Source organism: Longimycelium tulufanense (assembly GCF_014645795.1).
GTDB classification, from domain to species: Bacteria; Actinomycetota; Actinomycetes; order Mycobacteriales; family Pseudonocardiaceae; genus Longimycelium; species Longimycelium tulufanense.
In genome coordinates, this window is sequence record NZ_BMMK01000002.1 from 240,670 (window position 1) to 265,699 (window position 25,030).

Below are 25,030 nucleotides of genomic sequence, written 5' to 3' on the forward strand. Positions count from 1 at the left end.
GGCTCGGCGGATGGTTTCGGCTTGGCGGACGCTTTCGCGGATGGCGCACGGGCACGCCTACTGGGGGTGTGTCCGGCGGACCCGGGAAGGCGTCCGCCCTCCCATTTCTCCGACGATGAGAAGCGAACTCTCCAGTTGCTGGGACGCGAAAGAATTCGTTGACCGGTGGTCGGGCGCTCGGGCCCGCTCTCGCGGGTGGCCGGTGGAACACCACGGGGTGACGAGCGGGTGAGCATCGCCAGTCAACGGCGCGGAGCGCAGCGGAGCTGGTGTTGTTGGCGGTGGGTCGGTCCCGCTGTTCCACGACGTGCTGACGGGCGCGCAGACCGCCTTCTCCGCCGAGCTGTTCGACACCACGGTGCCGGTACTCCGGGGTGCCTGGGCTCTCAGGCGGTGACCGTGGTTGCCGGCGCCGCAACGCTGCTGGCCGGTACCGAACTGCTGCGCACGACCCACTCGGCGACATCCGTCGCGTGATTACCTGTCTGCAGCCTGGCCGTTACGGTGGCCGGCGTGCTCGCCGCACCCGAGACTAGCCAGCGCGAACTCGTCCAGGGGCACGGTCGGCGCGGGACGATCGAGGTCATTGACGTAGCACGGGGGCCGCGGGCGCAGCTGCATCCCCACCTTCACCAGACACAGCGGGCAACCCCACTCGCCAATGGGCAGCCCGGGCCGCAGGACCGCGGAAGGCGCGAGAAGAAGGCCGCACTCGGCGGTGTAGCGCGGCCGGCGGAGGTCACCGATCTCGTCGATCGGGTATCCGTGTGCCTGCTCGTCGTAGGTGTTGACGAGCCAGACCCACGGCACCAGCGGGCCCGTCATCCCGCACCGTCCCGCCGCCCCGGGCCACGGTGTCCGTGCCGGTGGGGGCCCGCGGCGAGCCGTCCGCGGCCGGCGGGGTGCGCGGCAGCGGCCGCGGGTGCGGGCCACACGGCGACTCGTTCGGGGCTCATCGGCGTCATCCGGGCGTTCTCGACCATCGGGGTTCGAGGGAAGTTATCGCCGCCGCACGGTTGGTTACAGGTGGGCATCGGGCTGCTCGGCGCGACCACCGGCTCACCCCCTCCCACACGTCACGCCCGCGCCACCACGACCTGTCGCGTGGGGGACGGCAGCGCTCCCACGGCGCTGTCAGCGATGTTCCTTTTCGCACAACGAATCGCGGCCCGGCCACCGGTCATTAGCCGGCAACGTCGATCATGGTCCCGACAGCCACGAACCACCCAGGTTTTCCATCCCTTCGGGGGACGTGTCCACCAGCTACCGGGTGGCGTCGCGGGAGTGGTTCGGTGCGGGCACCGATTGCACCGGCACGGCGCTGGACGGCCGCTTGCCGGAAGAACGGAGGTGCTGTCCGAAAATCCCTTGCTGCGGTCCCTGGATCGATCGACGGAAACCATGCCACACCTACAGAACCGAGGTGACCCGTCGCAACGGCCGTCCGTGTCAAGAACATCACCCGGTCCGGGAAGGCGGTGGCCGCCACGACTGTGGGCGGGCACCGACGACGCCCCGGCTGGCGGCAACCCGGCGACGAAAGCCCGGTCGTGCCCGGGTCCTGGATGCGCCAGGGGCTCCGACGGACGGCGCGGTTGACCAACCCAGACCCAATCGCCGCGGGCACGGAGTTCCGTGCCCGCGGCGATTGGGCGAGATCCTAGGAGGAGAAGAAGAGGCGGGAGACGCCATGCCGCTTGTGGTGCCCGTGGTACGGCGGATGCGAACCCCAGGCCGGCTGCTGCGGCGGGTACCCCGGGGCGGCGGGCGGCGGGGGCGGCACCTGTTGTGCCCACTGCGCCTCGAGCTGCGTCAGCGACTCCAGCTCGCCGTAGTCGAGGAAGATTCCCCGACAGTTGTCGCACTGCTCGATCTGTACGCCGCTGCGGTTGTAGGTCCGCATCAGGCTGTGGCACTTCGGACACTGCATACGCTTGCCCCTCGCTCGGTCACCCTCGATGTCGGATATCTACTGATCACCATAGCCGCATGGTCGGAGTGCGACGTTCGCTATCCGGCGACAGGCGTCCACCAGGGCGATCGCCACGTCGTCGAGGGGACGTCCCGCCTCCCGCGCCCGGGCCACGGCGACGGCCGCCGACTGGACCGTGAACGCCCGCGCCGGAGCGTCCAGGGCTGGCCAGGGGTCGCCTTCGGGGGGCACCGCGGGACCGCGGGCGGCCCGGTAGGCGGTGAGCAGGCGGCCCCAGTCCCGCGGTGGCAGCAGTCCGGCCGCGAACCAGGCGGCCGGGCGCGCCAGGTCCCAGGCGGGCGCGCCGATGCCGAGGTCGTCGACGTCGATCAGCCGCCAGCCCGGTGTTTCCCGCGCTGTGCCATGCCATACCAGCTGCCCCAGATGCCAGTCGCCATGGACCACCGATCCGGACCCAGCCGGCGTGTCCCCAGCGGAGTAGGTCCACGCGGGCAAGGTGGCGAACGCCCGTCTGATCTCGGCTGACGCGCTCCCGTCGCCCAGACCGGCGACCCCGCGCGCCACCCGGTGCGGCGCCCCTGCCGGTGGAAGTGGCCCGGCGACGTCACGACCACGTGTGGGGATGGTGTGCAGTCGGGCGAGAAGGTGCGCGGCATGTTCCCACGGCACGGCATCGACATCGTCGGGTCGCACCGGTTCGCCCGCCGGCCATATGGTCACCAGCCGGTCTTCGACCTCGAACAGGAGCCTCCCTTCCCGGGAGCGCACGGGTTGGAGCAGGATCCGTTGCGCTTCAAGGTAGGTCGCGATGCGGAGACGGGCCGCCAGGATGGCGGCATCGGTCCCGTTCCGGTGTGCCTTGACCACGACGTCGTCGACCCGGACCACGAGACCGGTTCGATCGTTGAGCACGTCCCACTGCCTGCCCGCGACACCGGCGATGTCACGGGCACGGCCAACAAGACCAGAGATGAGCGCGTGGTCGGTCCTGGCTTCGCTCAACACCTCCGCATCGTGCCCTCCCGCACCCATGCCGACGAAGTGCGTGCGCCAGGGAGAGCCTCGTTCGGCGCAGCCTTGGGGTGATCGGGCCGCGCGGTGTCGAGGTTCCCGGGTCCTTCGGCACGCGTGCGGTGGATCGCTGGACCATGACCGACGGCGGTGTGAAGATGCCGGCTCCGGAGTGATCGCTGGGTGACGACGCACGACGTCTGCCCTGCGGTCCGGACCACACCGGTCCCCCGGCTGGCGGATCCCGTGCCACGATGGCCCGGTGCGCAACCTGACTCGGCTCGTGCTGTGGGACATCGACCTGACCCTGGTCAGCGCCCTGGGGATCGGCGTGGACTGGTATGGGCACGCGCTGCGCGAGGTCGCCGGCGTGGAGCTGGTGCACCTGCCGGTGTTCGCCGGTCGGACGGAACGGGCCATCACGACCCAGTTGCTCGAGCAGCACGGGTTGGAGGCGACCGACGAGACGATCGAGGCGATGTTCGCCGCGATGACGGCCGTCGCCGACGAGCAGTGGCACCTCCTCCCCAAGGGCGGCCACGCACTCCCCGGCGCGGCCGCGGCGTTGGCGGCCCTGGCCGAGCAGGCGGGTGTGCTGCAGTCGCTGGTGACCGGGAACCTGCCTGCGCTCGCCTACTACAAGCTCACGGCATTCGAGCTGAACCAGCACATCGACTTCGAGATCGGCGGCTATGGGTCGTTGTCGGTGCATCGGCCGGATCTGGTCGCGGCCGCTGTGGCCAGTGCCCAGCGCAAGCACGGCAACGGTTACCCGCCGGAGTCGGTCGTCGTTCTCGGCGACACCCCGCACGACGTGGACGCGGCGCTCGCCCATGGGGCAACGGCGATCGGTGTCGCGAGCGGTCACAGCAGTGTGGAGGAACTCCGTGCTGCCGGTGCGCACGCGGTGTTGCCCGACCTCGCCGACACCAACGCGGTAGTCCGCGCCGTGCTGGCGTAGATCCCGCGGAGATTCCTTACGACGGGATCCGCCGGCCCGGCGGAGTTCTTGTTCCTGCTCAAGAAGGGCGCCGGGACCACTCCTACGCGAAGCGGTCCCGGCGTCCTTTCGTTCAGCTACGGCAGAGTTCGGCGAGGTGGTTGACCACGGCGTCGACGGCGATCTCGGTGCGTTCGCCGCTGGCGCGGTCCTTGACCTCGACGACGCCCTTGGCTAGGCCGCGTCCCACCACGAGGATCGTGGGTACGCCGATCAGCTCGGCATCGGCGAACTTGACGCCGGGTGAGGCGTTGCGGTCGTCCAGGATGACCCGGACGCCGGCCGCGTCCAGCTCGGTTGAGATCCGCTCGGCACCCTCGCGCACCGCCTCGTCCTTGCCGGCGATCACCACGTGCACGTCGGCCGGTGCGATCTCGCGGGGCCAGACCAGGCCGTACTCGTCGTGGCGCTGCTCGGCGACGGCCGCCACCGCACGGGAGACGCCGATGCCGTAGGAGCCCATGGTGATGCGCACCGGCTTGCCGTCCGGGCCGAGGGCGTCGAGCTGGGCGGCGTCGGCGTACTTGCGGCCGAGCTGGAAGATGTGGCCGATCTCGATGCCGCGCGCCATCACCAGCGGGCCGGCACCGTCCGGCGAGGGGTCGCCCTCGCGCACCTCGGCCGCCTCCACGGTGCCGTCGGGGGTGAAGTCCCGGCCGCACACCAGGTCGACGACATGGTGGTCGAGCCTGTCGGCACCGGTGACCCAGGCGGTACCCGACACGATCCTGGGGTCGACCAGGTACTTCACGCCGTTCTCGGCCAGCGCCTTCGGCCCGATGTAGCCCTTGACCAGCCAGGGGTTTGCGGCGAAGTCCGCCTCCTCCAGCAACGCGACCTCCAGCGGCGCCAGTGCCGCCTCGAGGCGCTTGGGGTCGACCTCGCGGTCGCCGGGGACGCCCACGGCGAGCAACTGCCACTCGTCGCTGCCGGGCTGCCTGGTCTTGACCATGACGTTCTTCAACGTGTCCGCCGCGGTGAACGTACGGCCGAGGCCGGCGGCGTTGAGGAAGTCGACCAGGGTCTCGATCGTGGGGGTGTCCGGGGTGTGGTGTACGCGGGCCTCGGGCAGCCCCTCGCGGGCGCGGGCCGGCGGGGCCGGGGTGGTGACCGCCTCGACGTTGGCGGCGTAGCCCGACTCCAGGCACCGCACGTAGGTGTCCTCACCGGCCGGCGAGGGGGCCAGGAACTCCTCGCTCGCCGAGCCGCCCATGGCGCCGGACATGGCCGAGACGATGTGGTACTCCAGGCCGAGCCGATCGAAGATCCGGATGTAGGCGTCGCGGTGCAGCTCGTAGGAGTGCTTGAGGCCCTCGTCGTCGAGGTCGAAGGAGTAGGCGTCCTTCATCACGAACTCGCGGCCGCGCAGGATGCCGGCGCGCGGGCGCTCCTCGTCCCGGTACTTGTTCTGGATCTGGTAGAGGATGACCGGGTAGTCCCGGTAGGAGCTGTACTCCCCCTTGACCATGAGGGTGAGCAGTTCCTCGTGCGTCGGCCCGAGCAGGTAGTCGGCCTGCTTGCGGTCCTTGAGCCGGAACAGGCTGTCACCGTATTCGGTCCAGCGTCCGGTGGCCTCGTAGGGCTCCTTGGGCAGCAACGCCGGGAAGTGGACCTCCTGGGCGCCGATGGCGTCCATCTCCTCGCGGACGACGCGCTCGACGTTGCGCAGCACCCGGTACCCCAGCGGCAGCCACGAGTAGAGGCCCGGCGCGACCCGACGCACGTAGCCGGCGCGGACCAGCAGCTTGTGGCTGGGGACCTCGGCGTCGGCCGGGTCCTCGCGCAGGGTGCGGAGGAACAGCGTCGACATCCTCGTGATCACGGTGGAGCGCTCCCACAGTCGAGATTCGGCGAACCTTCCGGACCGCGCCCCGTTCCGGGGCCGTTTCCGTTCCCGCAGCGTACCGCCGCTCACCCACTGGTTTGACCACCACCCGCCCCGGCCGGCCGGGGCAAGGCCGCGTTGTCGCCTCAACTCCAGTGGGTGCGGTGGACCAGCCAGCGCCGGGTAGCCCGGGCAATCTTGCGCTGGTAGTCGCGCAGCCCGATGGAGCCGGGTGGCTCCGGGAGCCGGCTGTTCAGCTGCCAGTAGCCCGCCCACGCGGCGGCGAGACCGGTGACCGCCCATGCCGGCACCTGGTTCAGCGCGGGCCGGGACAACACCAGCCGCTCGGCGTCGGCCGGCGGGTGCCCGGCCAGCACCAGTTGCGGCACCAGCGACACGACGTCCATCCACGCCGGGCCCCGGCACGGGTACGACCAGTCGACCACCACGACCCGGCCGTCGGAGACGCGGCGGATCATGTTGTCCGGCCGGAGGTCGTTGTGCAGCAGGGTGTCGCCGTCCGCCCAGGGCTGCCACGCGGTCTCGATCGCGATCAGCGAGTCCAGGTGCCGCAGCGCCCACGGGTCCAGGTCCGCGTGCGGGGCGAGGGCGAGCTGGGACCAGCCCTGCATCAGCGGGCCGAGGTCGTCCAGCACGCTCGGCACGTCCGGCAGCGGGCACGGGGTGAGCGTGCGGCCCAGCCGGTTCAGGGCGGCGAGCACGGCGGCCAGGTCGGGCGAGCCGGGGCGGAGGTTGGGCTCGCGCCCGTCGGCGTCGGCGAAAACCAGGACGATCCACTCGTCATCGACGGTGAACAGCAGCCGCGGGCTCGGCACGTCCTCCGGTAACCGCCGCGCGACCTGGCCCTCCAGCCGGTAGCTGCCGGCCGTGGGATGCGAGGCGGGCAACCCCTTGACGAACACCTTGCGGCCGTCGGCCAGGGCCAGCCGGGACGCCAGGCCGGGTGTGTACCCGCCAACCTGGCCCCACGCCTTGGCGACGGGCGCAGCCAGCTCCACCTCCACGGCGGAACGGACGGCGAGGGGAACCTCGGCCCAAGGCGGTCGGACAGCGCGATCGAGCTCGGTGAGGGCGGGCACCATCACCACCGGGATCGCGCACGACGCGCCTGGTCAACCAACATCCAACTCCCCACTGCTGTCCCGGCCGGCGGCCGGAGACGGGCGATGCGGGCGGAAGCACGGCCGGCGGCCGCACTTGATCATTATAGGGCGAATCAGGCAGCCATGGGCCACGCCCGCGTCCCCCGACATTCGGTGCTGGTCAGGTTCGGTGCACCGCCCGCCGGAGGGCCCGGTGCTCGTGCCGGATCCGCTCCCCCGCGGAGCGATCGGTGTCCTTCGGCTCGGCCAGTCGCGCCTCGTCCTCGCGCTGCCAGGCGGGTGGCTCCGGCGTGCCGGCAAGCGCCCAGGCAGCCTGCCGTGCGGCGCCGATCGCCACGTACTCGGCCGGTGCCGGGACCGTGACCGGCAGGCCGAACACGATCGGAGCGGCGGTGCGGACGGCCTTCGACTGTGCCGCCCCGCCGATGAGGTGCACGCGCCGCACGGTGACACCGACGTCCCGGAGGGCGTCGAGCCCTGCGGCCAGGCCGCACAACATGCCTTCCACCGCGGCGCGGGCGACGTTCTCCGGGGTCATGGTGTCGCGGCGCAGGCCCGAGAGGGTGCCGGCGGCGTCGGGGAGGTTCGGGGTGCGTTCGCCGTCGAGGTAGGGCAGGAGCACCAGCCCGCCCGCGCCGGGTGGGGCCGCGCAGGCGAGCCGGTCGAACTCGGCGAGGTCGACGCCGAGCATGGTGGCGGCGGCGGTGAGGACGCGGGCCGCGTTCAGCGTGCAGACCAGTGGCAGGAACCGGCCGGACGCGTCGGCGAATCCGGCGACCGTACCGCTCGGATCGGTCGTCGGAGTGGGTGAGAGCGCGAAGACCGTGCCGCTCGTACCCAGCGAAACGACGACGTCGCCGGGGGCGAGATCGAGTCCGAGCGCAGCGCCCATGTTGTCGCCGGTGCCTGCCGAGACCACTGCCCCGGTTCGGGTCTCGCCGGCGGGGTCGCCGGGTCCCAACACCTCGGGTACTCGGGGGCTGCGCCGGCCGAAGGCGTGTGCGAGCAGGTCCTTCCGGTAGCTGCCGTCCCCGGGCGACCAGTAGCCGGTCCCCGAGGCGTCGCCCCGGTCGGTGACCGGCTGGTCAAGCGCGCTCGTGAGCATGCCGGTCAGCCAGTCATGTGGAAGGAGCACGCTCGACACGCGGTCGGCCAGCGCTGGTTCGTGCTCGGCCATCCACCGCAGTTTCGTCACGGTGAGACTGGCGACGGGCACGGTGCCGACCGCGGCCGCCCAGGTCTGGGCACCGAGTTCGGCAACCAGGTCCTCGGCGGCACGAGCCGAGCGGGTGTCGTTCCACAGCAGGGCGGGCCGCACGATCTCGCACCGCTCATCCAGCGGCACTAGGCCGTGCTGCTGGCCCGCCACCCCGATGGCGACGACATCGTCGACGATTCCCGCCGAGGCTTCGGTGAACGCCTGCCACCACGCCGTGGGATGCACCTCGGTGCCCTCGGGGTGCGGGGCCCGCCCGTCGCGCACCACCTTGCCCGTCCGCGCCTCGCACACCACGACCTTCGTCGCCTGGGTGGACAGGTCCACACCGGCGACCAGCGGCTCTCCGCTCCGACCCACGCCCTGATGCATCACTCCAGTACTCCCCGTGTCAGCGGCCCGTTCCGGGTCGCACCAGGATCTTGCGGCCGCTTCCTTCCCGGAAGGCGTCGAGGGCGAGAGCGTAGTCCTCCAGCGGGTAGTTGTGGGTGATCATGACGTCGGCGTCGACGACTCCGCCGCCCATCAGCTCCACGGCTCGGCCGTAACTCGCCAGGATGGCCATGCTTCCCACGATGGTGATCTCGTCCTGGTAGACCCGGGCGGGCGAGAACCGGGCCGTGGCGCCGCTCGGCGCGACCCCGAACTGTTGGAAGGTGCCACCACGGCGGACGCGGGAAAGACCGTCCTCGATGGCGGGGATGGCGCCGGTGCAGTCGATGACCACTTCCCAGCCCCGTGTCCTGTCGAACACGCCTGCCGAGGTCGCGGTTGCGTCGGCACCGAGCTGGCGGGCCACGGCCAGTCGGTCCTCGTTGAGGTCGACCACGGAGACGGAGGCTGCTCCGGCGTTCCGGGCGAGTTGGAGCATGAGCAGGCCCATCGTTCCGGCGCCGTAGATCAGGTAGTGCTCGCCGAGGCGTCGTGGGAGGAGGTCGAACCCGTGGACGGCGCAGGAGAGCGGCTCGATCAGCGCTGCGTGCGCCCCGTCGAGTCCCTCGGGGAGCCGGTGGCAGTTGGCGGCTGGCACCACCACGTACTCCGCGCAGGCACCGTCTCGCGTGTCGCCGATGGCGCCCCAGTTCTCGCAGAGGTTGCCACGACCGATGGCGCAGTACTCGCAGGCGCCGCAGAACAGGGACGGGTCGACCGCCACCAGGTCTTTCTCGCGCACGTTGGCGACGCCCGTCCCTACGGCGACCACCTCGCCGGCGAACTCGTGGCCGGGCACGATGGGGTAAGGCGTCGGCGCGAACTCCCCGTCCACGATGTGGATGTCGGTGCCACAGATCCCGCACGCGGCGACCGCGACGACGACCTCGCCGGGACCGGGGGTGGGATCGGGCACCGTGGTGACCGCGACCTTGCCAGGCTCCTCGATGAGCACTGCCCGCATCGTTGCTCCTTTGCAGCTTTGCCAACCCCCGGGGGTCAGGGGTTCGTTTCCTCCCGACGCACCGGCGCCACGCGAACCTCGACGCCGAAGTCCCTGATGGCCTGCAGCTCCTCGGCGGGAATGCGGTCGTCGGTGACGACGAGGTCGAACGAGCCCACGTCGCCGTGGGGGTAGGTGGCCGTCCGGCCGAACTTGGAGTGGTCGACCAGCAGCACGCTCCGGGCTGCCGACCGGCAGATCTCCTGCTTGATCAGGGCGTAGTCCTGGACCGGGTGGTAGAGGTGGCCGTGGGTGATCGCCGTGGCCGACACGAACGCGAGGTCCGGGCGGATGCTGGCGAGGGCGCGCAGGGTGTCCGGCCCGGACGTCGACTCGAATTCGCCGTGGTAGCGCCCGCCGATGAAGACCACCGACGCCTCGGGCGCGCTCGCGACGGTCTGGGCGACGCGGACCGAGTTGGTGATCACCGTGAGCCGCTCGATGCGGGTGAGCTGGCCGGCCAGCGGGAAGTTGGTGGTGGAGTCGTCCACCAGAACGGTGCTGCCGGGGACGACCTCGCCGATCGCCGCCGCGGCGAGGGCGGACTTCTCGGCGAGCCGTAGGCCCTCCCGGAACCGTGTCGCGGTCTCGACGGTGAGCGGCGGGAAGGAGGCGACCCGCCCGCGGAGCTTGCGGAGCAGGTGGCGCGCGGCGAGGTCGTCGAGGTCACGGTGCATCGTCATCAGGCTGACGTCGAACCGCTCGGCCAGCTCGGCGATGCGCAGCTCGCCGCGGTCGAGGACGAGCCCGAGGATGTCCTGCCGGCGTTGTTCGACAGCCGCTTCGGAGGGCCGCGCCTTTCGCGTCACCGCACGTCCTTCCCGGAGCGGGGCGTCATGGCGCTGCCCGGCACGGACGTGCTCGAGACGGTCATCTCCGGCCCTCCCGCTCACCATTGATCGGGCGCGCATCGACCCGGCGGCCCCGACCCCGCCACCAAGTGCTCAATTCCTATCAGAAGATGTCCATATTATTAACACACTTTATGTGAATATGTCGCTTGTGTGCTGCGTCACAATCCGGCGGGCGTGGGTTGGTCGGGCGTGCCTGGTGTTCCCGGCGACGTCCGACCTGCCTCGCCGGGTCGCCACCGGGCGCGTCCTAGGCTGGGCGCCGTGCTCGTGCTGCTCCCTCCCTCCGAGACCAAGGCCGCCGGTGGCCACGGCGACCCGCTCGACCTGGACAGCCTGTCGACGCCCGAGCTGACGCCGGTCCGCCGGAAGCTGGTCGACGTGCTGGTGGAACTGGCCGCCGACGTCCCGGCCAGCCTCGCCGCCCTGGGGCTGTCCGCCCGACAGGAGGCCGAGGTGCGGCGCAACGCTGCCCTCCGCACGGCGCCGACCATGCCGGCACTGCGCCGCTACACCGGGGTGCTCTACGACGCGCTGGACGTCCCGAGCATGAGCGTGGCGGAGTTGGGCCGCGCCGAGCAGCGGCTGTCGGTGGGATCTGCCCTGTTCGGGCTGGTGCGGGGCGGGGACGAGATCCCGGCGTACCGACTGTCGGCGGCCAGTGTGTTGCCGGCGGTGGGTCCGCTGCGGGAGTTGTGGCGCCCGGTTCTGGAGCCGATGCTGTCCACGGTGGACGATCTGGTGGTGGACTTGCGTTCCGGTGCTTACGCCGCGCTCGCCCGGGTGCCGCACGCGGTGACGGTGCGCGTCGTGAGCGAGGACGGGGCTGGGCGGCGGAAGACCGTGAGCCACCACAACAAGGCATACAAGGGGAAGCTGGCCCGGGTGTTGGGCACGGCCCGCGGCCAAGTGTCCACTGTGGATGGAATCCGGCGGATCGCCGAAAAGGCCGGAATTGTGTTGGAGCAAACCGGTGACCGCGCCCTCGACCTCGTCGTGACAGGCTGAGCCCGGACCGCGATTGCCGAAGTCCCTTCGGGCGCCGCCACCGGGAAGGTTCATCCACCAGGTCTCGGGGGAGAAAATCGATTGCGTGCCGGCGTGGCCGGCGGGCAACCTGATCGTCACTGTTGTCGCACTGTTCCCGGCGGTCGCTGGGCGGAGAGCGGAGGTGAGCCATGTCCGACGTTGTCGCGGCGCGTGGCCGCGTCCCGTTCGCCAGCCCCACCGGCCGTTTCCCGGTGTCCGGTTGAGTCAGCGCCGGTGGGGCTTCTCTCCAGGAGGAACCCACCGTGCACGCGCACGAGAACGACACGACCGACGTGTCTTTCGACATCTACGAGCGCTACGCGCACCTCGTCGAGGACGAGGACGCTCCGCGGGAACACCGGACCAGACTCCGGCGCGCCGAGGACGAGCCCGCGCCACGAAACAGGGGGAGGCTGACCGAGGAGGAGCGCGACCTGCTCGCGCTGCGCCGTGCCGACGCGGTCAGCGAGGCCGGCCCGCTGCCGCCGACCGGGGACCGCTGGTCGACCTGGGACGAGGGGGAACGCGGGCCAACCCCCTACCCGGAGTGGCTGGTGACCGACCTGGGCGCGGTGGACATCGAGCTGGGTGTGCTCAAGAGCGGCAAGGAGGCTGACGTTCACCTGCTGGAACGAACGCTTCCGGACGGTGGCCGGTCGTGTCTGCTCGCGGCGAAGCGCTACCGCGGCAGCGACCACCGCCTGTTCCACCGGGACGCCGGATACCTGGAGGGCCGGCGGATGCGGAAGTCCCGGGAGGCGCGGGCGATCGCCGGCCGCACCGGCTTCGGGCGCAACCTCATCGCCGAGCAGTGGGCGGTGGCGGAGTTCACCGCGCTCAGCCGGTTGTGGCAGGTCGGTGCCCCGGTTCCCTTTCCGGTGCAACGGGTGGGCACCGAGGTCCTGCTGGAGTTCGTCGGGAGCCCGGACGGAACGGCGGCGCCCCGGCTGGCCCAGCTCCGGCCGAGCGCTGCCGAGGCGCGGGAGCTGTGGCGTCAGGCACTGGACGCGATGACCGTGCTCGCCAGGCACGGTTACGCGCACGGCGACCTGAGTCCCTACAACGTGCTGGTCCATGACGGTCAGCTGGTGTTGATCGACCTGCCCCAGGTGGTTGACGTGGTGGCCAACCCGCGCGGTCCCGAGTTCCTGGCGCGGGACGTCGCCAACCTCTGCCGCTGGTTCGCCGGGCATGGCGTGCCCGCGACGGATTGTGATCCCGTCGCCTGCGTCGGGCGGCTCCGGGCGGAGCTCGGGCTGAACTGAAGAACCGCGCACACGAGGCGTTTCGGAATGTGCGGCGCAGTGGGGACAGTGCCGGGCATCGGCGGAGGCGTCGACCACTCAACTCGCGGCGTGTGGTGGCCGACACCCGGCCACCGCACGGACGGTGAGTGACGATCGTGTACGCTAAGCGGGAACCGGCGGCGGAGGGAATCTTCGTGTGCGGGTTCCGTGACAGTGGTGGCGCCCCGCGCGCCCGCCATGTCCTATTCGTGGCGCAGAGTGCGCCGGGCTCGTCCTTGTGATCAGCACCGTGGTTTTCCGCGGGGCCTCCCCGCGACGTGCCACGTCCCGGAGAGGGAAGACTTGACCACAGCATTTCAGCCGAAGTCCCAGCGTGCGCCGCGCCGGCCGCGGCATCGATGGGTTCGCAACGCCCGGCCGGAGCAGGCCACCCAGGCCCCGGAGGCCGACGCCGACGGTGCCGCCCCGATCACCGATGCGGTGAGTGAGCCGGGTACCGAGGCCCCCGTCGCCGGTTTCGACGAGCTCGGGTTGCCCGAGGAGCTGGTCGCCGCGCTGCGGCGGCGCGGTATCGAAAGCCCGTTCCCCATCCAGGCGGCCACGCTGCCGGACGCGCTGGCCGGCCGGGACGTGCTCGGCCGGGGCCAGACCGGCTCGGGCAAGACCCTGGCCTTCGGCCTGCCCATGCTGACCCGGCTGGCCGGTGAACGCAGCCGCCCGTTGCGGCCGCGCGGGCTGGTCCTGGTGCCCACCCGCGAGCTGGCGATGCAGGTGTGCGACTCGTTGGCGCCGCTGGCGCGGTCGCTCGGCCTGACCGTGAGCGCGGTGGTGGGTGGGACCTCGTTCCCCAAGCAGGTGGCGGCGCTCAGGCGCGGGGTCGACCTGCTGGTGGCCACCCCGGGCCGGCTCAACGACCACGCCCGGCAGGGCACCTGCGTGCTCTCCGAGGTGACGATCACCGCGCTGGACGAGGCCGACCACATGGCGGACCTGGGCTTCCTGCCGGACGTGCGGGCGGCCCTGGACCTGGTGGCGCCGGACGGGCAGCGGCTGCTGTTCTCGGCGACGCTCGACGGTGACGTCGACGTACTGGTGAAGCAGTACATGACCGACCCGGTGACGCACTCGGTGTCCCCCGCCGTGGCCAGCGTGAAGACCATGGAGCACCACCTGCTGCTGGTGGGGCGGGGCGAGAAGTCGGTCGTGGTGTCGCACATCGCCGCCCGTGAGGGGCGGACGATCCTGTTCGCCCGCACCCAGGTGGCGGTCGACCGGTTGACGCAGGAGCTGCGCGGGGCCGGCGTACGGGCCCGGGGGCTGCACGGCGGGAAGACGCAGGCGGTGCGGACCCGGACGCTGACCGAGTTCCGGGAGGGCCGGACCCACGTGCTGGTCGCCACCGACGTGGCGGCCCGGGGGATCCACGTCGACGGGATCGACCTGGTCGTGCACGTCGACCCGCCGAACGACCCCAAGGACTATCTGCACCGGGCGGGCCGCACCGCGCGGGCCGGGGAGTCCGGCACGGTGGTCACGATCGTGCAGCCCAACCAGCGCCGGAAGGTGCTGTGGCTGACGCGGCAGGCGGGGGTCTCGGCGATCAGCACGCGTGTCGCGGCCGGGGACGACAGGCTCACCCGGATCACCGGTGCGCGCGAGCCCAGCGGGGTGCCGGTGGTCGAGGAGCCGGCGCCGCGGCGCGGCGGTAAGCCGCGGTTCGGTAAGGGCGGCGGGCCGCGCCGCGGGTTCCGCGGTGAGCGGCGGGACCGCGGGCCGCGCGGTGAGCAGAGCGAGCACGGTCACTGGCGGGACCGCGGCCGGCGCGGCGAGAACGGCGACCGCGGCGACTGGCGCGGCGACCGTGGTCGCCGCGGCCAGGGTGGAGAACGTGGCCACGGCCCTCGCCGTGACCACGGCAACCACACCGGCCGCCGGGACCACACCCGCGGACGCGACTACCAGCCTCGTCGCGCCACCCGCGACTGACCGAGCGAGGAGTAACGACGTGAAGGCCCGGAGGATGTCTCCTCCGGGCCTTCGTCTGTTCGGGGAAGGTCAACGATCGAACGCCCCGCGCTGCACGCAGGCGACGAACGCGGACCAGGCGGGCGAGCCGAAGGTCAGGACCGGGCCGGCAGGGGCTTTGGAGTCGCGGACCCCAACCTCCAGGCCGGATAACGAAGCCACCTCGACACAGGCACCGCCGCCACTCGTGTAGGACGACGTCCTCCACTCGACCGTCTTCATGCGCGCAGGTCCTCTAAACAACGCTCGATCAACTTGCGGGACTTCGCAGCACTCAACGAGCGAGTCAGGAGCTGATCTGCCACTGCCTCATACCTCTCAACATCTCGTTCGTCGTCGACGTACAACCCGCCGCTGAGCGTGTCGACATAGACGATCGGCGGCATGTTCCGAAAGTGCAGCATGTTGAACGGACTGGTCAATGCCGCATGCGCACCAGATGTTGTCGGCAAGACGTGCAGCTTCACATTAGGCTGTTTGGCCAGATCAAGCAGGCGTTCGAGTTGTCCTCGCATCTGCTTCGAGCTGCCAGTTGGCCGAACCAGGGCGTACTCATCGACGACCGCCGTCACAGCAAGCCCGTCCGTCAAACGACGCTGACGCTCCATGCGCGCAGCCACCCTCGCGTCGATCGCAGAGGCGTCAGCTTCCGGCGTCCATGCCGCGATCACCTCTCGGGCGTAGTCCTCGGTCTGCAGCAACCCAGGAACCGCATCGATTGCGAACTCGAAGAACTCCGATGCTTCGGCCTCAAGCATGACGTAGTCAACGAACCACCCCGTCAGCCCACTTTGATAGGCCGTCCACCACCCGTCCCTGTGTCGAGCCATCTCGACAAGCTGGGCCTGCACATGCGCGGATGCGCCATAGACATGACATAGCGCGATCACATCCGGGATCGAGACCGTGATGGCACTGTCGGGGCTCTCGATGCGATACAGCTTCGCCCGGCTCATGCCAAGCGCAGCGCGCACATCCTCGATCTCCATGCCTGCTTGCCTACGCAGCTTCGCCAAGCCAAGCGCGAGACGTCGGCGGAGCAGTGATGGTCGTTCGCCCTGTGGCATGCGGACACAGTACTGATCGTCACCCAACCGCATGATCTTGAGACTGTCTCACTTAGAGAATGTTGCAGACGTCCCAGGTGCATGAGATCTTACCCACAGTGATCCTGTCTCACTTTGAGCACATCACAGATGTCGGCAGGTCTCCGGGGGAGAACCATGGATCCAGATAGGGACTACTGGCACAAACTAGAGTTCTTCGAGATCAGGCGGGGTGTTCGGAAGCTCTTGTACTCCGCCGCGATCTGCGATCACGGCTTCTACGTGGGCCGGCGGGCCGGTGTGACCTCCGTGCAGGCCACCGCCGAGCGGTACGCCCGCGAGATCGGCGAGGACTTCGTGCGGGACATGCCCGGCCGGTGGCTCGTGCGGGTCTCGCGCATCACGCCGCCCAGCGAAGGCGGCGAAACCATTCAGCAGCTCTGCACAGTCGAGCTTCGTGGGGCCACACCGCAGCCCACGCAGGCCGCATCCCTTGCCGCCGAGAGCCGTTGACCGTCCTCACCTCCCTGGGGGCTCGACATGCTCCTCGCCGACCTCCATCCCGCGATCTTCCACACCTTGCTCGGGGCTCTCCTCGTGTTCGGCGGCATCGTCACGCTGCTGGTGACAAGACGGGACACAGCACGGCATCGGCTCCGCCCCCACTCCCTTACTGTTGCGGAGATCCAGTTGCTGTCCGCCACAGCGTTCCCGTCAGTTCCCGTACGCGGCGAGCGAGGGAAACTCTCCCCAGCGGGGGCTGTCGCAGGTCCCCTCGTCTACCCGAGCCGTTCACCGGTCTGCGGGGAGAACGCGTGCTCCTGCCCCGGACGAACCCGCAGGTAAACGGTCTCACCGATGCGTGGCGTCCGGGCCGGGTCGACGCGGGTGACGATGTCGGCCGCCTCGGCATCCTCCGTCCCGACGATGCTGCCGTAGAGATAGGCGTCGGCGCCGAGTTCCTCGACAAGCCGGACGACGACGGGGAAACCCTCACCGGCCCCCACGAGGTCAACCGACTCCGGGCGGAACCCGAGCAGCACGCTGTCGGAGCCCTCACGGGCGAGCACCCCGAGCTCGTCACGACTCAGCGGGACGTCGAGCTCCCCGATGCGCGCATGCCCGTTGGCGACCTTGAACTCGCGGATGTTCATCGAGGGAGAGCCGATGAACCCGGCGACGAAGTTGTTGGCGGGCTTCTTGTAAAGGGCTAGCGGGGTGTCGCACTGTTGTAGGACACCGTCCTTGAGCACCGCGACACGGTCCCCCATGGTCATGGCCTCGACCTGGTCGTGGGTGACGTACACGGTGGTGACGCCAAGGCGCTTCTGCAGTGCGGCGATCTGCGAGCGCGTGGACACGCGCAGCTTGGCGTCCAGATTGGACAGTGGTTCGTCCATCAGGAACACCTTTGGCTGACGCACGATCGCCCGTCCCATGGCGACGCGCTGCCGTTGGCCACCGGAAAGCGCTTTGGGCCTGCGGTCGAGATACGGCTCCAGGTCGAGTATCCGGGCGGCCTCGAGCACCCGCGCGGACCGCTCCTCCTTGGGTACCTTCGCCATCTCCAGCGCAAAACCCATGTTCTGGGCCACGGTCATGTGCGGGTACAACGCATAGGACTGGAAGACCATGGCAATGTCCCGCTCGCGTGGCGGAAGGTTGGTGACGTCTCGGTCGCCGATGTGGATCGCGCCCTCGTCAACGTCCTCGAGACCGGCGAGCATCCGCAGCGTGGTCGACTTGCCACAACCGGATGGACCAACGAGAACGAGGAACTCCCCATCGCCGATATCGAGGTCCAGCCGGTCAACGGCAGGAACGTCCGAACCAGGGTAGAAGCGCGATGCCTGGTCGAAGGTGACGGTAGCCATGTCGGGTTTTCCCTATCGTGCGGCGGTCAGCGAGTCTCGGTGGGTGGGACGGACCTGCAGCTTGCGTCCGGTGCCCTTGCGGAAGGCGTCGACCGCTGGCAGGTACTGGTCCAGTGGGAAGCTGTGGCTGATCATCTCGCCGGGCGCGATGACGCCCTTGGCCATGAGGTCGACGGCCCGGCCGAAGCTGTGCAGTACGGCCATGCTGCCCACGATGGTGATCTCGTCGTTGTAGACGCGGAACGGCGAGAACGCTGCGACCGCGTCGGCTGCGGCGACACCGAACACCTGGAACGTGCCGCCACGCCGTACCCGACGCAGACCGTCCTCGATGGCGGGGACCGCACCGGTGCAATCGATCACCGTTTCCCAGCCCTCCGGCCGGTCGAACTCGTCGGCGTCGCGGGCCACGGCATCGACTCCGATCCTGACGGCCGTGCCGAGCCGGGATCGGTTCAGGTCAACCACGGACACGCTCGCCGCACCCGCGTGGCGGGCGAGTTGCGCCATCAGCAGGCCCATAGTTCCGGCGCCGTAGATCAGGTAGTGCTCGCCCAGACGCCGCGGGAGCAGGTCGAACCCGTGCACCGCACAGGAAAGGGGCTCTATCAGCGCCGCGTATTCGAGCGGGAGATCGTTCGGAACGCGGTAGCAGTTGGCGGCAGGTGCGGCGACGTAGTCGGCGGACGCGCCTGGCCCGGTCACGCCGATCGCGTTCCACCGCTCGCAGAGGTTGCCACGCCCGATCAAGCAGAAGTGGCACTCGCCGCAGAACAGCGACGGGTCGACGGCGACCCGGTCCCCCTCGGCCAGATCCGTCACCCCGGTTCCCACCGCGACCACGGTGCCGGCGAACTCGTGCCCCGGGATGATCGGGTACGGCGTGGGTGCGAACTCGCCGTCGACGATGTGGATGTCGGTTCCGCAGATGCCGACCGCGGCGGGCGCGACCACTACCTGGCGGGGACCGGGAGTCGGGTCGTCGACCGTGGCCAGCGAGAGCTGACCCGGCTTCTCGATGAGTACTGCGCGCATGTCACTTCACCGCCCCGAGGGAGAGACCACGGACCAACCACTTCTGCGCGACCCAGCCGGCCAGGATCACCGGGAGCGCCGCCATCGTGGAGGCGGCGGACAGCCGGGCCCAGAACAGTCCCTCGCTGGTGATGAACCCGACGAGGAAGACCGGTACGGTGGCGGCCCTGGTCGAGGTCAGGCTGACCGCGAAGAAGAACTCGTTCCAGGCGAAGATCATGCAGATCAACGCGGTCGCGGCCAGCCCGGGTGCGATCATCGGCAGGATGATGCGGCGCATCTCGGTGCCCAGTGACGCACCGTCGATCCGAGCCGCCTCGAGCACCTCCCTGGGCAACTCGGCGAGGAACGAGCGGATCATCCACACCGCGATGGGGAGGTTCATCGCGGTGTAGACCAGGGAAAGCATCGTGATGTTGTCCAGCATCCCGATGTTCGTCGCGAGGATGTAGAGCGGCAGGATCGACGCAACCGCCGGCATCATCCGCGTGGAGAGGAAGAAGAACAGCGCATCGCGCCACCGCCCCACCTTCGCGACCGAGAGCGCGTAGGCCGCCGGCGTTGCCAGCATGATCACGAAGATCGTGGACATCACCGAGGCGGTCAGCGAATTGATCAGGTAGGGCGCAAAGTCACGCGCGAAGATCGAGCGGAACTGGTCGAGCGTGGGGGTGAAGAAGATCGTCGGCGGATCGGTCGACGCCTGCGACTCCTGCTTGAAGCCGGTGAGGAACATCCACAGCACCGGGAAGAAGAACGCGAGGGCGGCAACCCAGGCGGCGATCCCGACACCGATGTTGCCCGGCCGGAAGCGGGCACCGCGCCGGCGGGTGGCGGCCGCCCGCTCGGCAGGTGCGGTGGCAACCATCGTGGTCATCGCTCCTCCCCGGTGGGACATCCGCACGTGGTGTGCGGTTCGGTGGGCAACCCACGTCGCCCCAGCGTGTAGGACCCGAAGGGAGGGGTTTTCATGCCGACTCCTCGGTGAACAGGTTGGAGATCACGCGGAGCGCGACCATGGCGATCGTGATCGTTGCGACGACCACGATCACACCGGCAGCAGCGGCCTCGCCGACGTCGAACGCCCGGAACGCCTGCTGGTAGATGAAGTAGGGCAGGTTGGTGGTGGCCTGTCCGGGACCGCCCTGCGTGATCATGAAGATCGCGTCGAAGGTCTGCACGATGAAGATCGACCCGAGCAGGATGGCCAACTCGATGAACTGCCGCAGGTGCGGCAGGGTGACCCGGCGGAAGGTCTGCCAAGCGTTCGCCCCGTCGACCTTGGCCGCCTCCAGCACCTCCGGGGACTGGCTCTGCAGCCCCGCCAGCACGATCAGCATCATGAACGGCGTCCACTGCCAGACCAGCACTCCGACGATCGCGGGCATCGGGTACCGGCTGGCCCAGTCGACGTTGTCGACGCCGAACGGGGACAGCATCCAGTTCACCAGCCCGAAGACCGGGTTGAACATCGAGGTCTTCCACAGCAACGCGGCCGCGGCGGGCATGACGAGGAACGGCGTGATGAGCAGCGTGCGGACGACACTGCGGCCGAGGAACTTCTTGTCCAGCAACACCGCCAGCCCGATCCCGAGCAACATCGAGAGGATGACGGTGCTCGCGGTCAGCGTAACCGTGTTGAAGACGGCGTTGCGGAAGAGCTCGTCGGTGAAGACCTTGCCGTAGTTGGCGAGTCCGACGAACTCCTTGGAGCCGGGCCGCAACAGGTTCTGGCTCTGCACGCTGTAGTACAGCGTGAGCAGGAACGGCACCTGGGTCAGCGCGATGGCGAACACCAGCGCGGGAAGCAGTGGAGCCCGCAGTCTCCACCGCTCACCCGCGGTGAGTGTCCTGGGTGCCGGGGGTTGCCGCGGTTTCGTTGCGGTCGGCGCCGGAAGGCTGGGGGTGAGCATCGGATCTTCCTTGTGTCCGGGGGTCCGGGTGTGAGGACCGGTCGGACGGGTACAGCGGCCCCCACACCCGGATGGGGCTACTTCTTGTAGCCACCTTTCAGGGTGGTCTGTTCGGCGTACTGCTGGGCCTTGGCCAAGGCGTCGTCGACGGACTGGCGGCCGGCGATGGCCGCGGAGATCTCCTGCGACACCTTGGTGCCCAGTTCCTGGAACTCCGGGATTCCGACGTAATGCACGCCGGTCCACGGCTGCGGATGCAGTCCTGGTTGCTTGACGTTCACCGACCGGATCGCGTCCAACGTCGGCTGGGCGAACGCCGCGGCGGCCTTGCGATACTCGGGAATCTCGTACGTGGACAACCGGCTCCCCGGCGGCACCCGCGCCCATCCGAGCCGCTGGCCGACCAGCTTCATGTAGTCCTTGGAGGTCGCCCAGGACACGAACTCCCAGGCGGCATCCTTCTTCTTGGAGGTCTCGGGAACCGCCAGCGCCCAGGACCAGAGCCAGCCGGCGTGCTCGGTCTTCACGGTGGGCGCGGGGACGTAGCCGATCTTGCCCGCGACCTTGCTGGTCTTGGGGTCTTCCAGCGAACTCGCTGCGACCGTGGCGTCGTACCACATCGCCGCGTTCCCCTGGCCCATCGCGGTGAGGCACTCCGAGAAACCGGCGTTCGGCGCGCCCGGCTCGCCGTACTGGCGGACGAGGTTGACGTAGAGCTCGACGGCCTTCTTCGTCTCCGGGTCGGTCAGACGGGCGTTCCAGTCCTCGTCGAACCAGCGGCCCCCGAAGGTGAGGATCGCCGTGTTGAGCGGTGCGAGCACCTCGCCCCAGCCGGGCAGCCCGCGCAGGCAGATGCCGGCGACGTTGCCCTGCTTGTCGTCCAGCTTCGCCGCGAAGTTGGCGACGTCCTGCCAGCTCGGCCGGGCCGGCATGGTCAGCCCGGCCTTGGCGAAGAGGTCCTTGCGGTACATCAGGAACGAGGACTCGCCATAGAACGGCACCGCGTACAGACCATCCTCATAGGACAGTGCATCGCGCACGGTGGGAACGATGTCGGCGACGTCGTATCCACCCTTGCTCGCGTAACCGTCGAGCTTGGTCAGCCAGCCGTTCTTCGCCCAGATCGGCGCCTCGTACGTGCCGATGGTCACGACGTCGTACTGGCCGGCCCTGGTCGCGATGTCCTGGGTGACCCGGTCGCGCAGCTCGTTCTCGGGAAGGATCACGAACTTCACGTCGATGCCCGGGTGGTCCTTCTTGAAGTCGCCGGTCAGCTTCTCGATGTCCTGCATCTGTGGGTTCGCCACCGTGGCGACGGTGACGGTTCTGCCGTCCTGGCCTCCCACACCGGCTCCGGCACACGCGGTGGTGCCGAGCAGGAGCGCGGCGAGCGCACTCCCGAGGACGGCGCGCGCCGGGCGCGATCGGGACCTGCCTGCCATAAGGACCTCCGTCAGCGGTGGGCGGCGCTGCCGGCCGCGGAGTGCCCCGTGCTCCGGGGATGCTCGTTTGAGCGATCACTCGTTCAGATGAGCGAGTCAGGTGAATTGAAGGTGTGAAGGGGGTCACCGTCAAGGGTCTGTGCAAGAATGAGCTGAAGCCCGCTCAAATGAGCAAATGGGGTCATCCATGACGGCGAACACGGGGAATCGGGCGCTGCGACCGGCGGAGCTGATCCGCGCCGCGGCCATCGCCCGCCGGTACTACCTCGACGGTGCCTCGAAGATCGAGATCGCCGAGGAGTTCGGCATCAGCCGGTTCAAGGTCGCGCGCGTGCTCGACGAGGCGCGCGCCGCGGGCCTGGTCCGCATCGACATCGCGGTGCCCGCGGAGATCGACGCGGAGCTCTCCGAGGGGTTGCGTGCGGTCTACGGGCTGCGGCAGGCCGTCGTCGCCACCAAGGCCGAGGACTCCGACGACTCGCTACGCCGGCGGATCGGCAAGCTGGGCGCGGACTACCTCACCGAGGTCCTCCGGGAGGGCGACGTGCTCGGGCTCGCCTGCTCGCGCACGCTCAACGCCATGACGCTGGCGCTGGGACCGCTCCCCCGGTGCACCGTTGTCCAGCTCACCGGCGTGCTTCCGGGTGGGGTCGAGGAGAACAGCGTCGAGCTGGTCCGCCGCGTGGCGAGCCTCGCCCGCGGCCCGGTGTACCCGATCTACGCGCCCCTGGTCGTCTCCGACCCGGTCGCCGCCGCCGACCTGCGCCGCCAACCCCAGGTGGCCGAGGCGATGCGGCACTACCCCGAGCTCACCAAGGCGGTGATCACCGTGGGCTCCTGGGAGCCGCCGATCTCGACCGTCCGGGACGCCCTCCCCCAGGCCGAGGCCGAGGCGTTGAGCGAGCGCGGGGTACGGGCCGAGTTCTGCGCCCGCCTCCTCGACGGCGAGGGACACCCGATGAGCGAGTTGGCCGACCGGGTCATCGCGATCACCCCCGAGCAGCTGCGAGACGTTCCCGAGGTCATCGCCGTGGCGGGCGGGATCGAGAAGGCCGACGCCATCCGAGCGGTGCTGCGGGGTGGTTTCGTCTCCGCACTGGTGACCGACGCGGGGGTCGCCCGCGCCCTACTGGAACAGCAATAGCCGACCGGCGACCATACCGTTCCCCGCGCAGCCGTCGAGGAAGTCGCTACTCACTCGACGAACCGCAGGGCCGGACAGGACCGGTACGGCAATCGACTCACGAATCCTGCCCGTGCTTCGACCCGTGCTTCCGTCCCCGGGTCAGGGGATTACTCGCGATGAGATGGCCGGCCAGGGTCAGCAGGAGTGATCCGAAGACGCCCACACCGGTCAGGGTAAACAAGATCGCGAATATCTTGCCGCCGCTGGTCACCGGGGTGAAATCCCCGTATCCCACGGTCGTCAGGGTCATCACGCAGAAATAGAGCGCATCCAGGACCGACCAATGCTCGGCCTGGGTGTAGAACGCGGTCCCGCCAAGCAGGATCAAGCCGCACAGGATCAACAGGCCACGGCTTTCCGGCTGCCACACCGCACGACCAAGAACGCGAAGGAACCGCACCACGGCGATGATCATGCTGATCATTCCGTTAGTCTGCGGGATTCCTTGCAGGTTGGCACGTCCACGCGTACGCAGAGGGCGCGTCCCCCGTTGACGGGGGACGCGCCTTTACCGGGTCCAGGTGTCAGTCGGTGTCGGTGAGGCGGTTGCGAAGCGCGGCCACCGGGCCGATCACGATGATTGCGGGCGGCCGGATGCCTTCCTCCTTGATCGCCTTCGCGACATGATCCAAAGTGGACCGAAGGACACGCTCGTTGCGCGTGGCGCCTTCCTGCACGACCAGCACCGGCGTCTCCGGCGCACGACCGTGCGCCATCAACACCTCGGCGTGCGCCGCGATCCTCTCCACGCCCATCAGCACCACCAGGGTGCCCTTCAGCCGGGCCAGCGCCGGCCAGTCCACCAGCGACGTCTCATCGTCCGGCGCGACGTGGCCGGAGACCACCACGACCTCGTGCGCGACGCCGCGGTGGGTGACCGGCACCCCGGCCAGCGCGGGCACGCCGAACGCGCTCGTCACGCCCGGCACGACGCTGACCGGGATCCCCTCCTCGGCGCAGGCCAGCAGCTCCTCGAAGCCGCGCCCGAAGACGTAGGGGTCGCCGCCCTTGAGCCGTACCACGAACCGGCCGGCCCGGGCGTTGGAGATCAGCGCGGTATTGATCAGCTCCTGGCTGGCGGCCCGGCCGTAGGGGATCTTGGCGGCGTCGACGACCTGGACGTGCGGCGGCAGCTCGTCGAGCAGCTCGCGCGGGGCGAGCCGGTCGGCCACCACCACGTCGGCGCGGGCGAGCAGCCGGCGGCCGCGCACCGTGATCAGGTCCGGGTCGCCGGGCCCGCCGCCCACCAGTGCCACGCCGGGCGGCGGCCCGCTGGCCGGGCGCTCAACGTGGTCGGGAACCCGGCCCTCGCGCAGCGCGTCCAGGAGCGCGTCGCGGACGGCGGCGGAGCGGCGTGGCCGCCCGCCGGCGAGCACGCCGACCAGCAACCCTTCGTGGTCCCCGGTGGCCGGGGTGACCGCCGAGCCGGCCACGGCCACGTCGGCCCGGACACAGAACACCCGCCGGGACTCGGCTTCGGCCACCACGGCCGCGTTGACCTCCGGGTCCGGGGTGCAGGCCAGGGCGTACCAGGCGCCGTCGAGGTCGCCCCCGGCGTAGCCGCGCCGGTGCCAGCGCACCTCCCCGGCGTCGGCCATGGCCTGCACGGCCGGTGTGACCTCCGGGGCGATCACGTCGACGGCGGCTCCCGCGGCCACCAGGCGTGGCAGCCGGCGTTGGGCGACGGTGCCGCCCCCGACCACCACGACCCGCCGGCCCGCCAGATCCAGGCCGACCAGGTAGTGCTGTTCAGCGTGCATGCCCAAGAGGATGCCCGCGACCAGCGAAATGTCCATTCCCAGGACCGTGACCGTGGCCACCCGGGGCGGGCCCGAGCA

Annotated in this window: 23 protein-coding genes; 6 read left to right on the forward strand and 17 right to left on the reverse strand. The window is 69.9% G+C overall.

The features are described from left to right. Positions 1-477: 477 nt before the first annotated feature. The 3 genes from IEY55_RS03380 to IEY55_RS03390 all read right to left on the reverse strand — a co-directional run bounded on the left by IEY55_RS03380 (position 478) and on the right by IEY55_RS03390 (position 2,938). Positions 478-825 carry a hypothetical protein gene (locus IEY55_RS03380; RefSeq protein WP_189053742.1) on the reverse strand — a complete coding sequence of 116 codons (348 nt, stop codon included), beginning with the start codon at positions 823-825 and terminating at the stop codon, positions 478-480. Between the two features lie 835 nt (positions 826-1,660). Next, positions 1,661-1,930: a TFIIB-type zinc ribbon-containing protein gene (locus IEY55_RS03385; protein ID WP_189053744.1), complete on the reverse strand. Its 270-nt coding sequence runs from the start codon at positions 1,928-1,930 to the stop codon at positions 1,661-1,663. A gap of 39 nt (positions 1,931-1,969) precedes the next feature. Continuing rightward, positions 1,970-2,938 (reverse strand): phosphotransferase, encoded by a 969-nt coding sequence (locus IEY55_RS03390; protein ID WP_229685947.1) that lies wholly within the window; start codon positions 2,936-2,938, stop codon positions 1,970-1,972. Positions 2,939-3,206: 268 nt separating this feature from the next. Here IEY55_RS03390 and IEY55_RS03395 point away from each other — a divergent pair, with 268 nt between their 5' ends. Then, positions 3,207-3,905 carry an HAD family hydrolase gene (locus IEY55_RS03395; protein WP_308424711.1) on the forward strand — a complete coding sequence of 233 codons (699 nt, stop codon included), beginning with the start codon at positions 3,207-3,209 and terminating at the stop codon, positions 3,903-3,905. Between the two features lie 112 nt (positions 3,906-4,017). Here the strand turns inward: IEY55_RS03395 and IEY55_RS03400 are convergent, their stop codons facing one another. The 5 genes from IEY55_RS03400 to IEY55_RS03420 all read right to left on the reverse strand — a co-directional run bounded on the left by IEY55_RS03400 (position 4,018) and on the right by IEY55_RS03420 (position 10,353). Beyond that, on the reverse strand, positions 4,018-5,766 hold the full coding sequence (locus tag IEY55_RS03400; RefSeq protein ID WP_189053748.1) for a proline--tRNA ligase: 1,749 nt from the start codon (positions 5,764-5,766) through the stop codon (positions 4,018-4,020). A gap of 149 nt (positions 5,767-5,915) precedes the next feature. After that, positions 5,916-6,872 carry a phosphotransferase family protein gene (locus tag IEY55_RS03405; protein ID WP_189054266.1) on the reverse strand — a complete coding sequence of 319 codons (957 nt, stop codon included), beginning with the start codon at positions 6,870-6,872 and terminating at the stop codon, positions 5,916-5,918. Between the two features lie 181 nt (positions 6,873-7,053). After that, positions 7,054-8,481: a xylulokinase gene (gene xylB / locus IEY55_RS03410; protein WP_189053750.1), complete on the reverse strand. Its 1,428-nt coding sequence runs from the start codon at positions 8,479-8,481 to the stop codon at positions 7,054-7,056. Between the two features lie 19 nt (positions 8,482-8,500). Beyond that, entirely contained in the window at positions 8,501-9,505 is a 1,005-nt protein-coding gene (locus tag IEY55_RS03415) for a zinc-dependent alcohol dehydrogenase family protein (RefSeq protein WP_189053753.1), read from the reverse strand. A gap of 35 nt (positions 9,506-9,540) precedes the next feature. Beyond that, positions 9,541-10,353, reverse strand: coding sequence for a DeoR/GlpR family DNA-binding transcription regulator (locus IEY55_RS03420; RefSeq protein WP_229685948.1), 813 nt, complete (start codon positions 10,351-10,353; stop codon positions 9,541-9,543). Between the two features lie 306 nt (positions 10,354-10,659). Between IEY55_RS03420 and yaaA the strand changes: the two genes are divergently transcribed. The 3 genes from yaaA (at position 10,660) to IEY55_RS03435 (ending at position 14,657) form a co-directional block, all read left to right on the forward strand. Further along, positions 10,660-11,403 (forward strand): peroxide stress protein YaaA, encoded by a 744-nt coding sequence (yaaA, locus tag IEY55_RS03425; RefSeq protein WP_189053757.1) that lies wholly within the window; start codon positions 10,660-10,662, stop codon positions 11,401-11,403. A 326-nt stretch (positions 11,404-11,729) separates the two neighbouring features. Then, positions 11,730-12,689, forward strand: a complete 960-nt coding sequence (locus IEY55_RS03430; RefSeq protein ID WP_189054268.1) for a serine protein kinase RIO — start codon at positions 11,730-11,732, stop codon at positions 12,687-12,689. 324 nt (positions 12,690-13,013) lie between these two features. Beyond that, complete coding sequence (locus IEY55_RS03435) at positions 13,014-14,657, forward strand: DEAD/DEAH box helicase (RefSeq protein WP_373289955.1); 1,644 nt, start codon at positions 13,014-13,016, stop codon at positions 14,655-14,657. 69 nt (positions 14,658-14,726) lie between these two features. Here the strand turns inward: IEY55_RS03435 and IEY55_RS03440 are convergent, their stop codons facing one another. Continuing rightward, positions 14,727-14,918 (reverse strand): DUF397 domain-containing protein, encoded by a 192-nt coding sequence (locus tag IEY55_RS03440; protein ID WP_189053759.1) that lies wholly within the window; start codon positions 14,916-14,918, stop codon positions 14,727-14,729. Continuing rightward, a complete protein-coding gene (locus tag IEY55_RS03445; protein WP_308424713.1) occupies positions 14,915-15,796 on the reverse strand; it encodes a helix-turn-helix domain-containing protein in 882 nt (293 codons plus the stop codon). Before IEY55_RS03445 ends, IEY55_RS03440 begins: the two co-directional genes overlap by 4 nt. A gap of 123 nt (positions 15,797-15,919) precedes the next feature. Here IEY55_RS03445 and IEY55_RS03450 point away from each other — a divergent pair, with 123 nt between their 5' ends. Next, positions 15,920-16,255: a hypothetical protein gene (locus tag IEY55_RS03450; protein ID WP_189053763.1), complete on the forward strand. Its 336-nt coding sequence runs from the start codon at positions 15,920-15,922 to the stop codon at positions 16,253-16,255. A 266-nt stretch (positions 16,256-16,521) separates the two neighbouring features. On the opposite strand, the gene IEY55_RS03455 is transcribed toward IEY55_RS03450, so the two are convergent. The 5 genes from IEY55_RS03455 to IEY55_RS03475 all read right to left on the reverse strand — a co-directional run bounded on the left by IEY55_RS03455 (position 16,522) and on the right by IEY55_RS03475 (position 22,006). Beyond that, the gene (locus IEY55_RS03455; protein ID WP_189053765.1) at positions 16,522-17,616 is read right to left on the reverse strand and encodes an ABC transporter ATP-binding protein; all 1,095 of its coding nucleotides are present in this window, start codon (positions 17,614-17,616) and stop codon (positions 16,522-16,524) included. Positions 17,617-17,628: 12 nt separating this feature from the next. Continuing rightward, positions 17,629-18,651: a zinc-dependent alcohol dehydrogenase family protein gene (locus IEY55_RS03460; protein ID WP_189053767.1), complete on the reverse strand. Its 1,023-nt coding sequence runs from the start codon at positions 18,649-18,651 to the stop codon at positions 17,629-17,631. Position 18,652: 1 nt separating this feature from the next. Continuing rightward, complete coding sequence (locus IEY55_RS03465; protein WP_373289961.1) at positions 18,653-19,519, reverse strand: carbohydrate ABC transporter permease; 867 nt, start codon at positions 19,517-19,519, stop codon at positions 18,653-18,655. 100 nt (positions 19,520-19,619) lie between these two features. Continuing rightward, positions 19,620-20,564 (reverse strand): carbohydrate ABC transporter permease, encoded by a 945-nt coding sequence (locus IEY55_RS03470; RefSeq protein WP_189053771.1) that lies wholly within the window; start codon positions 20,562-20,564, stop codon positions 19,620-19,622. A 77-nt stretch (positions 20,565-20,641) separates the two neighbouring features. Next, positions 20,642-22,006, reverse strand: a complete 1,365-nt coding sequence (locus IEY55_RS03475; RefSeq protein WP_189053773.1) for an ABC transporter substrate-binding protein — start codon at positions 22,004-22,006, stop codon at positions 20,642-20,644. Between the two features lie 187 nt (positions 22,007-22,193). On the opposite strand from IEY55_RS03475, the gene IEY55_RS03480 reads away from it, so the two are divergent. Next, positions 22,194-23,150 carry a sugar-binding transcriptional regulator gene (locus tag IEY55_RS03480; protein ID WP_229685949.1) on the forward strand — a complete coding sequence of 319 codons (957 nt, stop codon included), beginning with the start codon at positions 22,194-22,196 and terminating at the stop codon, positions 23,148-23,150. A 97-nt stretch (positions 23,151-23,247) separates the two neighbouring features. On the opposite strand, the gene IEY55_RS03485 is transcribed toward IEY55_RS03480, so the two are convergent. Next, a complete protein-coding gene (locus tag IEY55_RS03485) occupies positions 23,248-23,607 on the reverse strand; it encodes a potassium channel family protein (RefSeq protein ID WP_189053776.1) in 360 nt (119 codons plus the stop codon). 109 nt (positions 23,608-23,716) lie between these two features. Beyond that, complete coding sequence (cobA, locus tag IEY55_RS03490; RefSeq protein WP_189054272.1) at positions 23,717-24,952, reverse strand: uroporphyrinogen-III C-methyltransferase; 1,236 nt, start codon at positions 24,950-24,952, stop codon at positions 23,717-23,719. Positions 24,953-25,030 lie beyond the last annotated feature (78 nt).

Excerpts from the sequence above, each read along its gene's own strand:
- IEY55_RS03380 (WP_189053742.1), bottom strand. The coding sequence starts at position 825 with ATGACGGGCCCGCTGGTGCCGTGGGTCTGGCTCGTCAACACCTACGAC.
- IEY55_RS03385 (WP_189053744.1), bottom strand. The coding sequence starts at position 1,930 with ATGCAGTGTCCGAAGTGCCACAGCCTGATGCGGACCTACAACCGCAGC.
- IEY55_RS03405 (WP_189054266.1), bottom strand. The coding sequence starts at position 6,872 with ATGGTGCCCGCCCTCACCGAGCTCGATCGCGCTGTCCGACCGCCTTGG.
- xylB (WP_189053750.1), bottom strand. The coding sequence starts at position 8,481 with ATGCATCAGGGCGTGGGTCGGAGCGGAGAGCCGCTGGTCGCCGGTGTG.
- IEY55_RS03415 (WP_189053753.1), bottom strand. The coding sequence starts at position 9,505 with ATGCGGGCAGTGCTCATCGAGGAGCCTGGCAAGGTCGCGGTCACCACG.
- IEY55_RS03440 (WP_189053759.1), bottom strand. The coding sequence starts at position 14,918 with ATGAAGACGGTCGAGTGGAGGACGTCGTCCTACACGAGTGGCGGCGGT.
- IEY55_RS03445 (WP_308424713.1), bottom strand. The coding sequence starts at position 15,796 with ATGCGGTTGGGTGACGATCAGTACTGTGTCCGCATGCCACAGGGCGAA.
- IEY55_RS03450 (WP_189053763.1), top strand. The coding sequence starts at position 15,920 with ATGGATCCAGATAGGGACTACTGGCACAAACTAGAGTTCTTCGAGATC.
- IEY55_RS03455 (WP_189053765.1), bottom strand. The coding sequence starts at position 17,616 with ATGGCTACCGTCACCTTCGACCAGGCATCGCGCTTCTACCCTGGTTCG.
- IEY55_RS03460 (WP_189053767.1), bottom strand. The coding sequence starts at position 18,651 with ATGCGCGCAGTACTCATCGAGAAGCCGGGTCAGCTCTCGCTGGCCACG.
- IEY55_RS03465 (WP_373289961.1), bottom strand. The coding sequence starts at position 19,519 with ATGGTTGCCACCGCACCTGCCGAGCGGGCGGCCGCCACCCGCCGGCGC.
- IEY55_RS03470 (WP_189053771.1), bottom strand. The coding sequence starts at position 20,564 with ATGCTCACCCCCAGCCTTCCGGCGCCGACCGCAACGAAACCGCGGCAA.
- IEY55_RS03475 (WP_189053773.1), bottom strand. The coding sequence starts at position 22,006 with ATGGCAGGCAGGTCCCGATCGCGCCCGGCGCGCGCCGTCCTCGGGAGT.
- IEY55_RS03480 (WP_229685949.1), top strand. The coding sequence starts at position 22,194 with ATGACGGCGAACACGGGGAATCGGGCGCTGCGACCGGCGGAGCTGATC.
- IEY55_RS03485 (WP_189053776.1), bottom strand. The coding sequence starts at position 23,607 with ATGATCATCGCCGTGGTGCGGTTCCTTCGCGTTCTTGGTCGTGCGGTG.
- cobA (WP_189054272.1), bottom strand. The coding sequence starts at position 24,952 with ATGCACGCTGAACAGCACTACCTGGTCGGCCTGGATCTGGCGGGCCGG.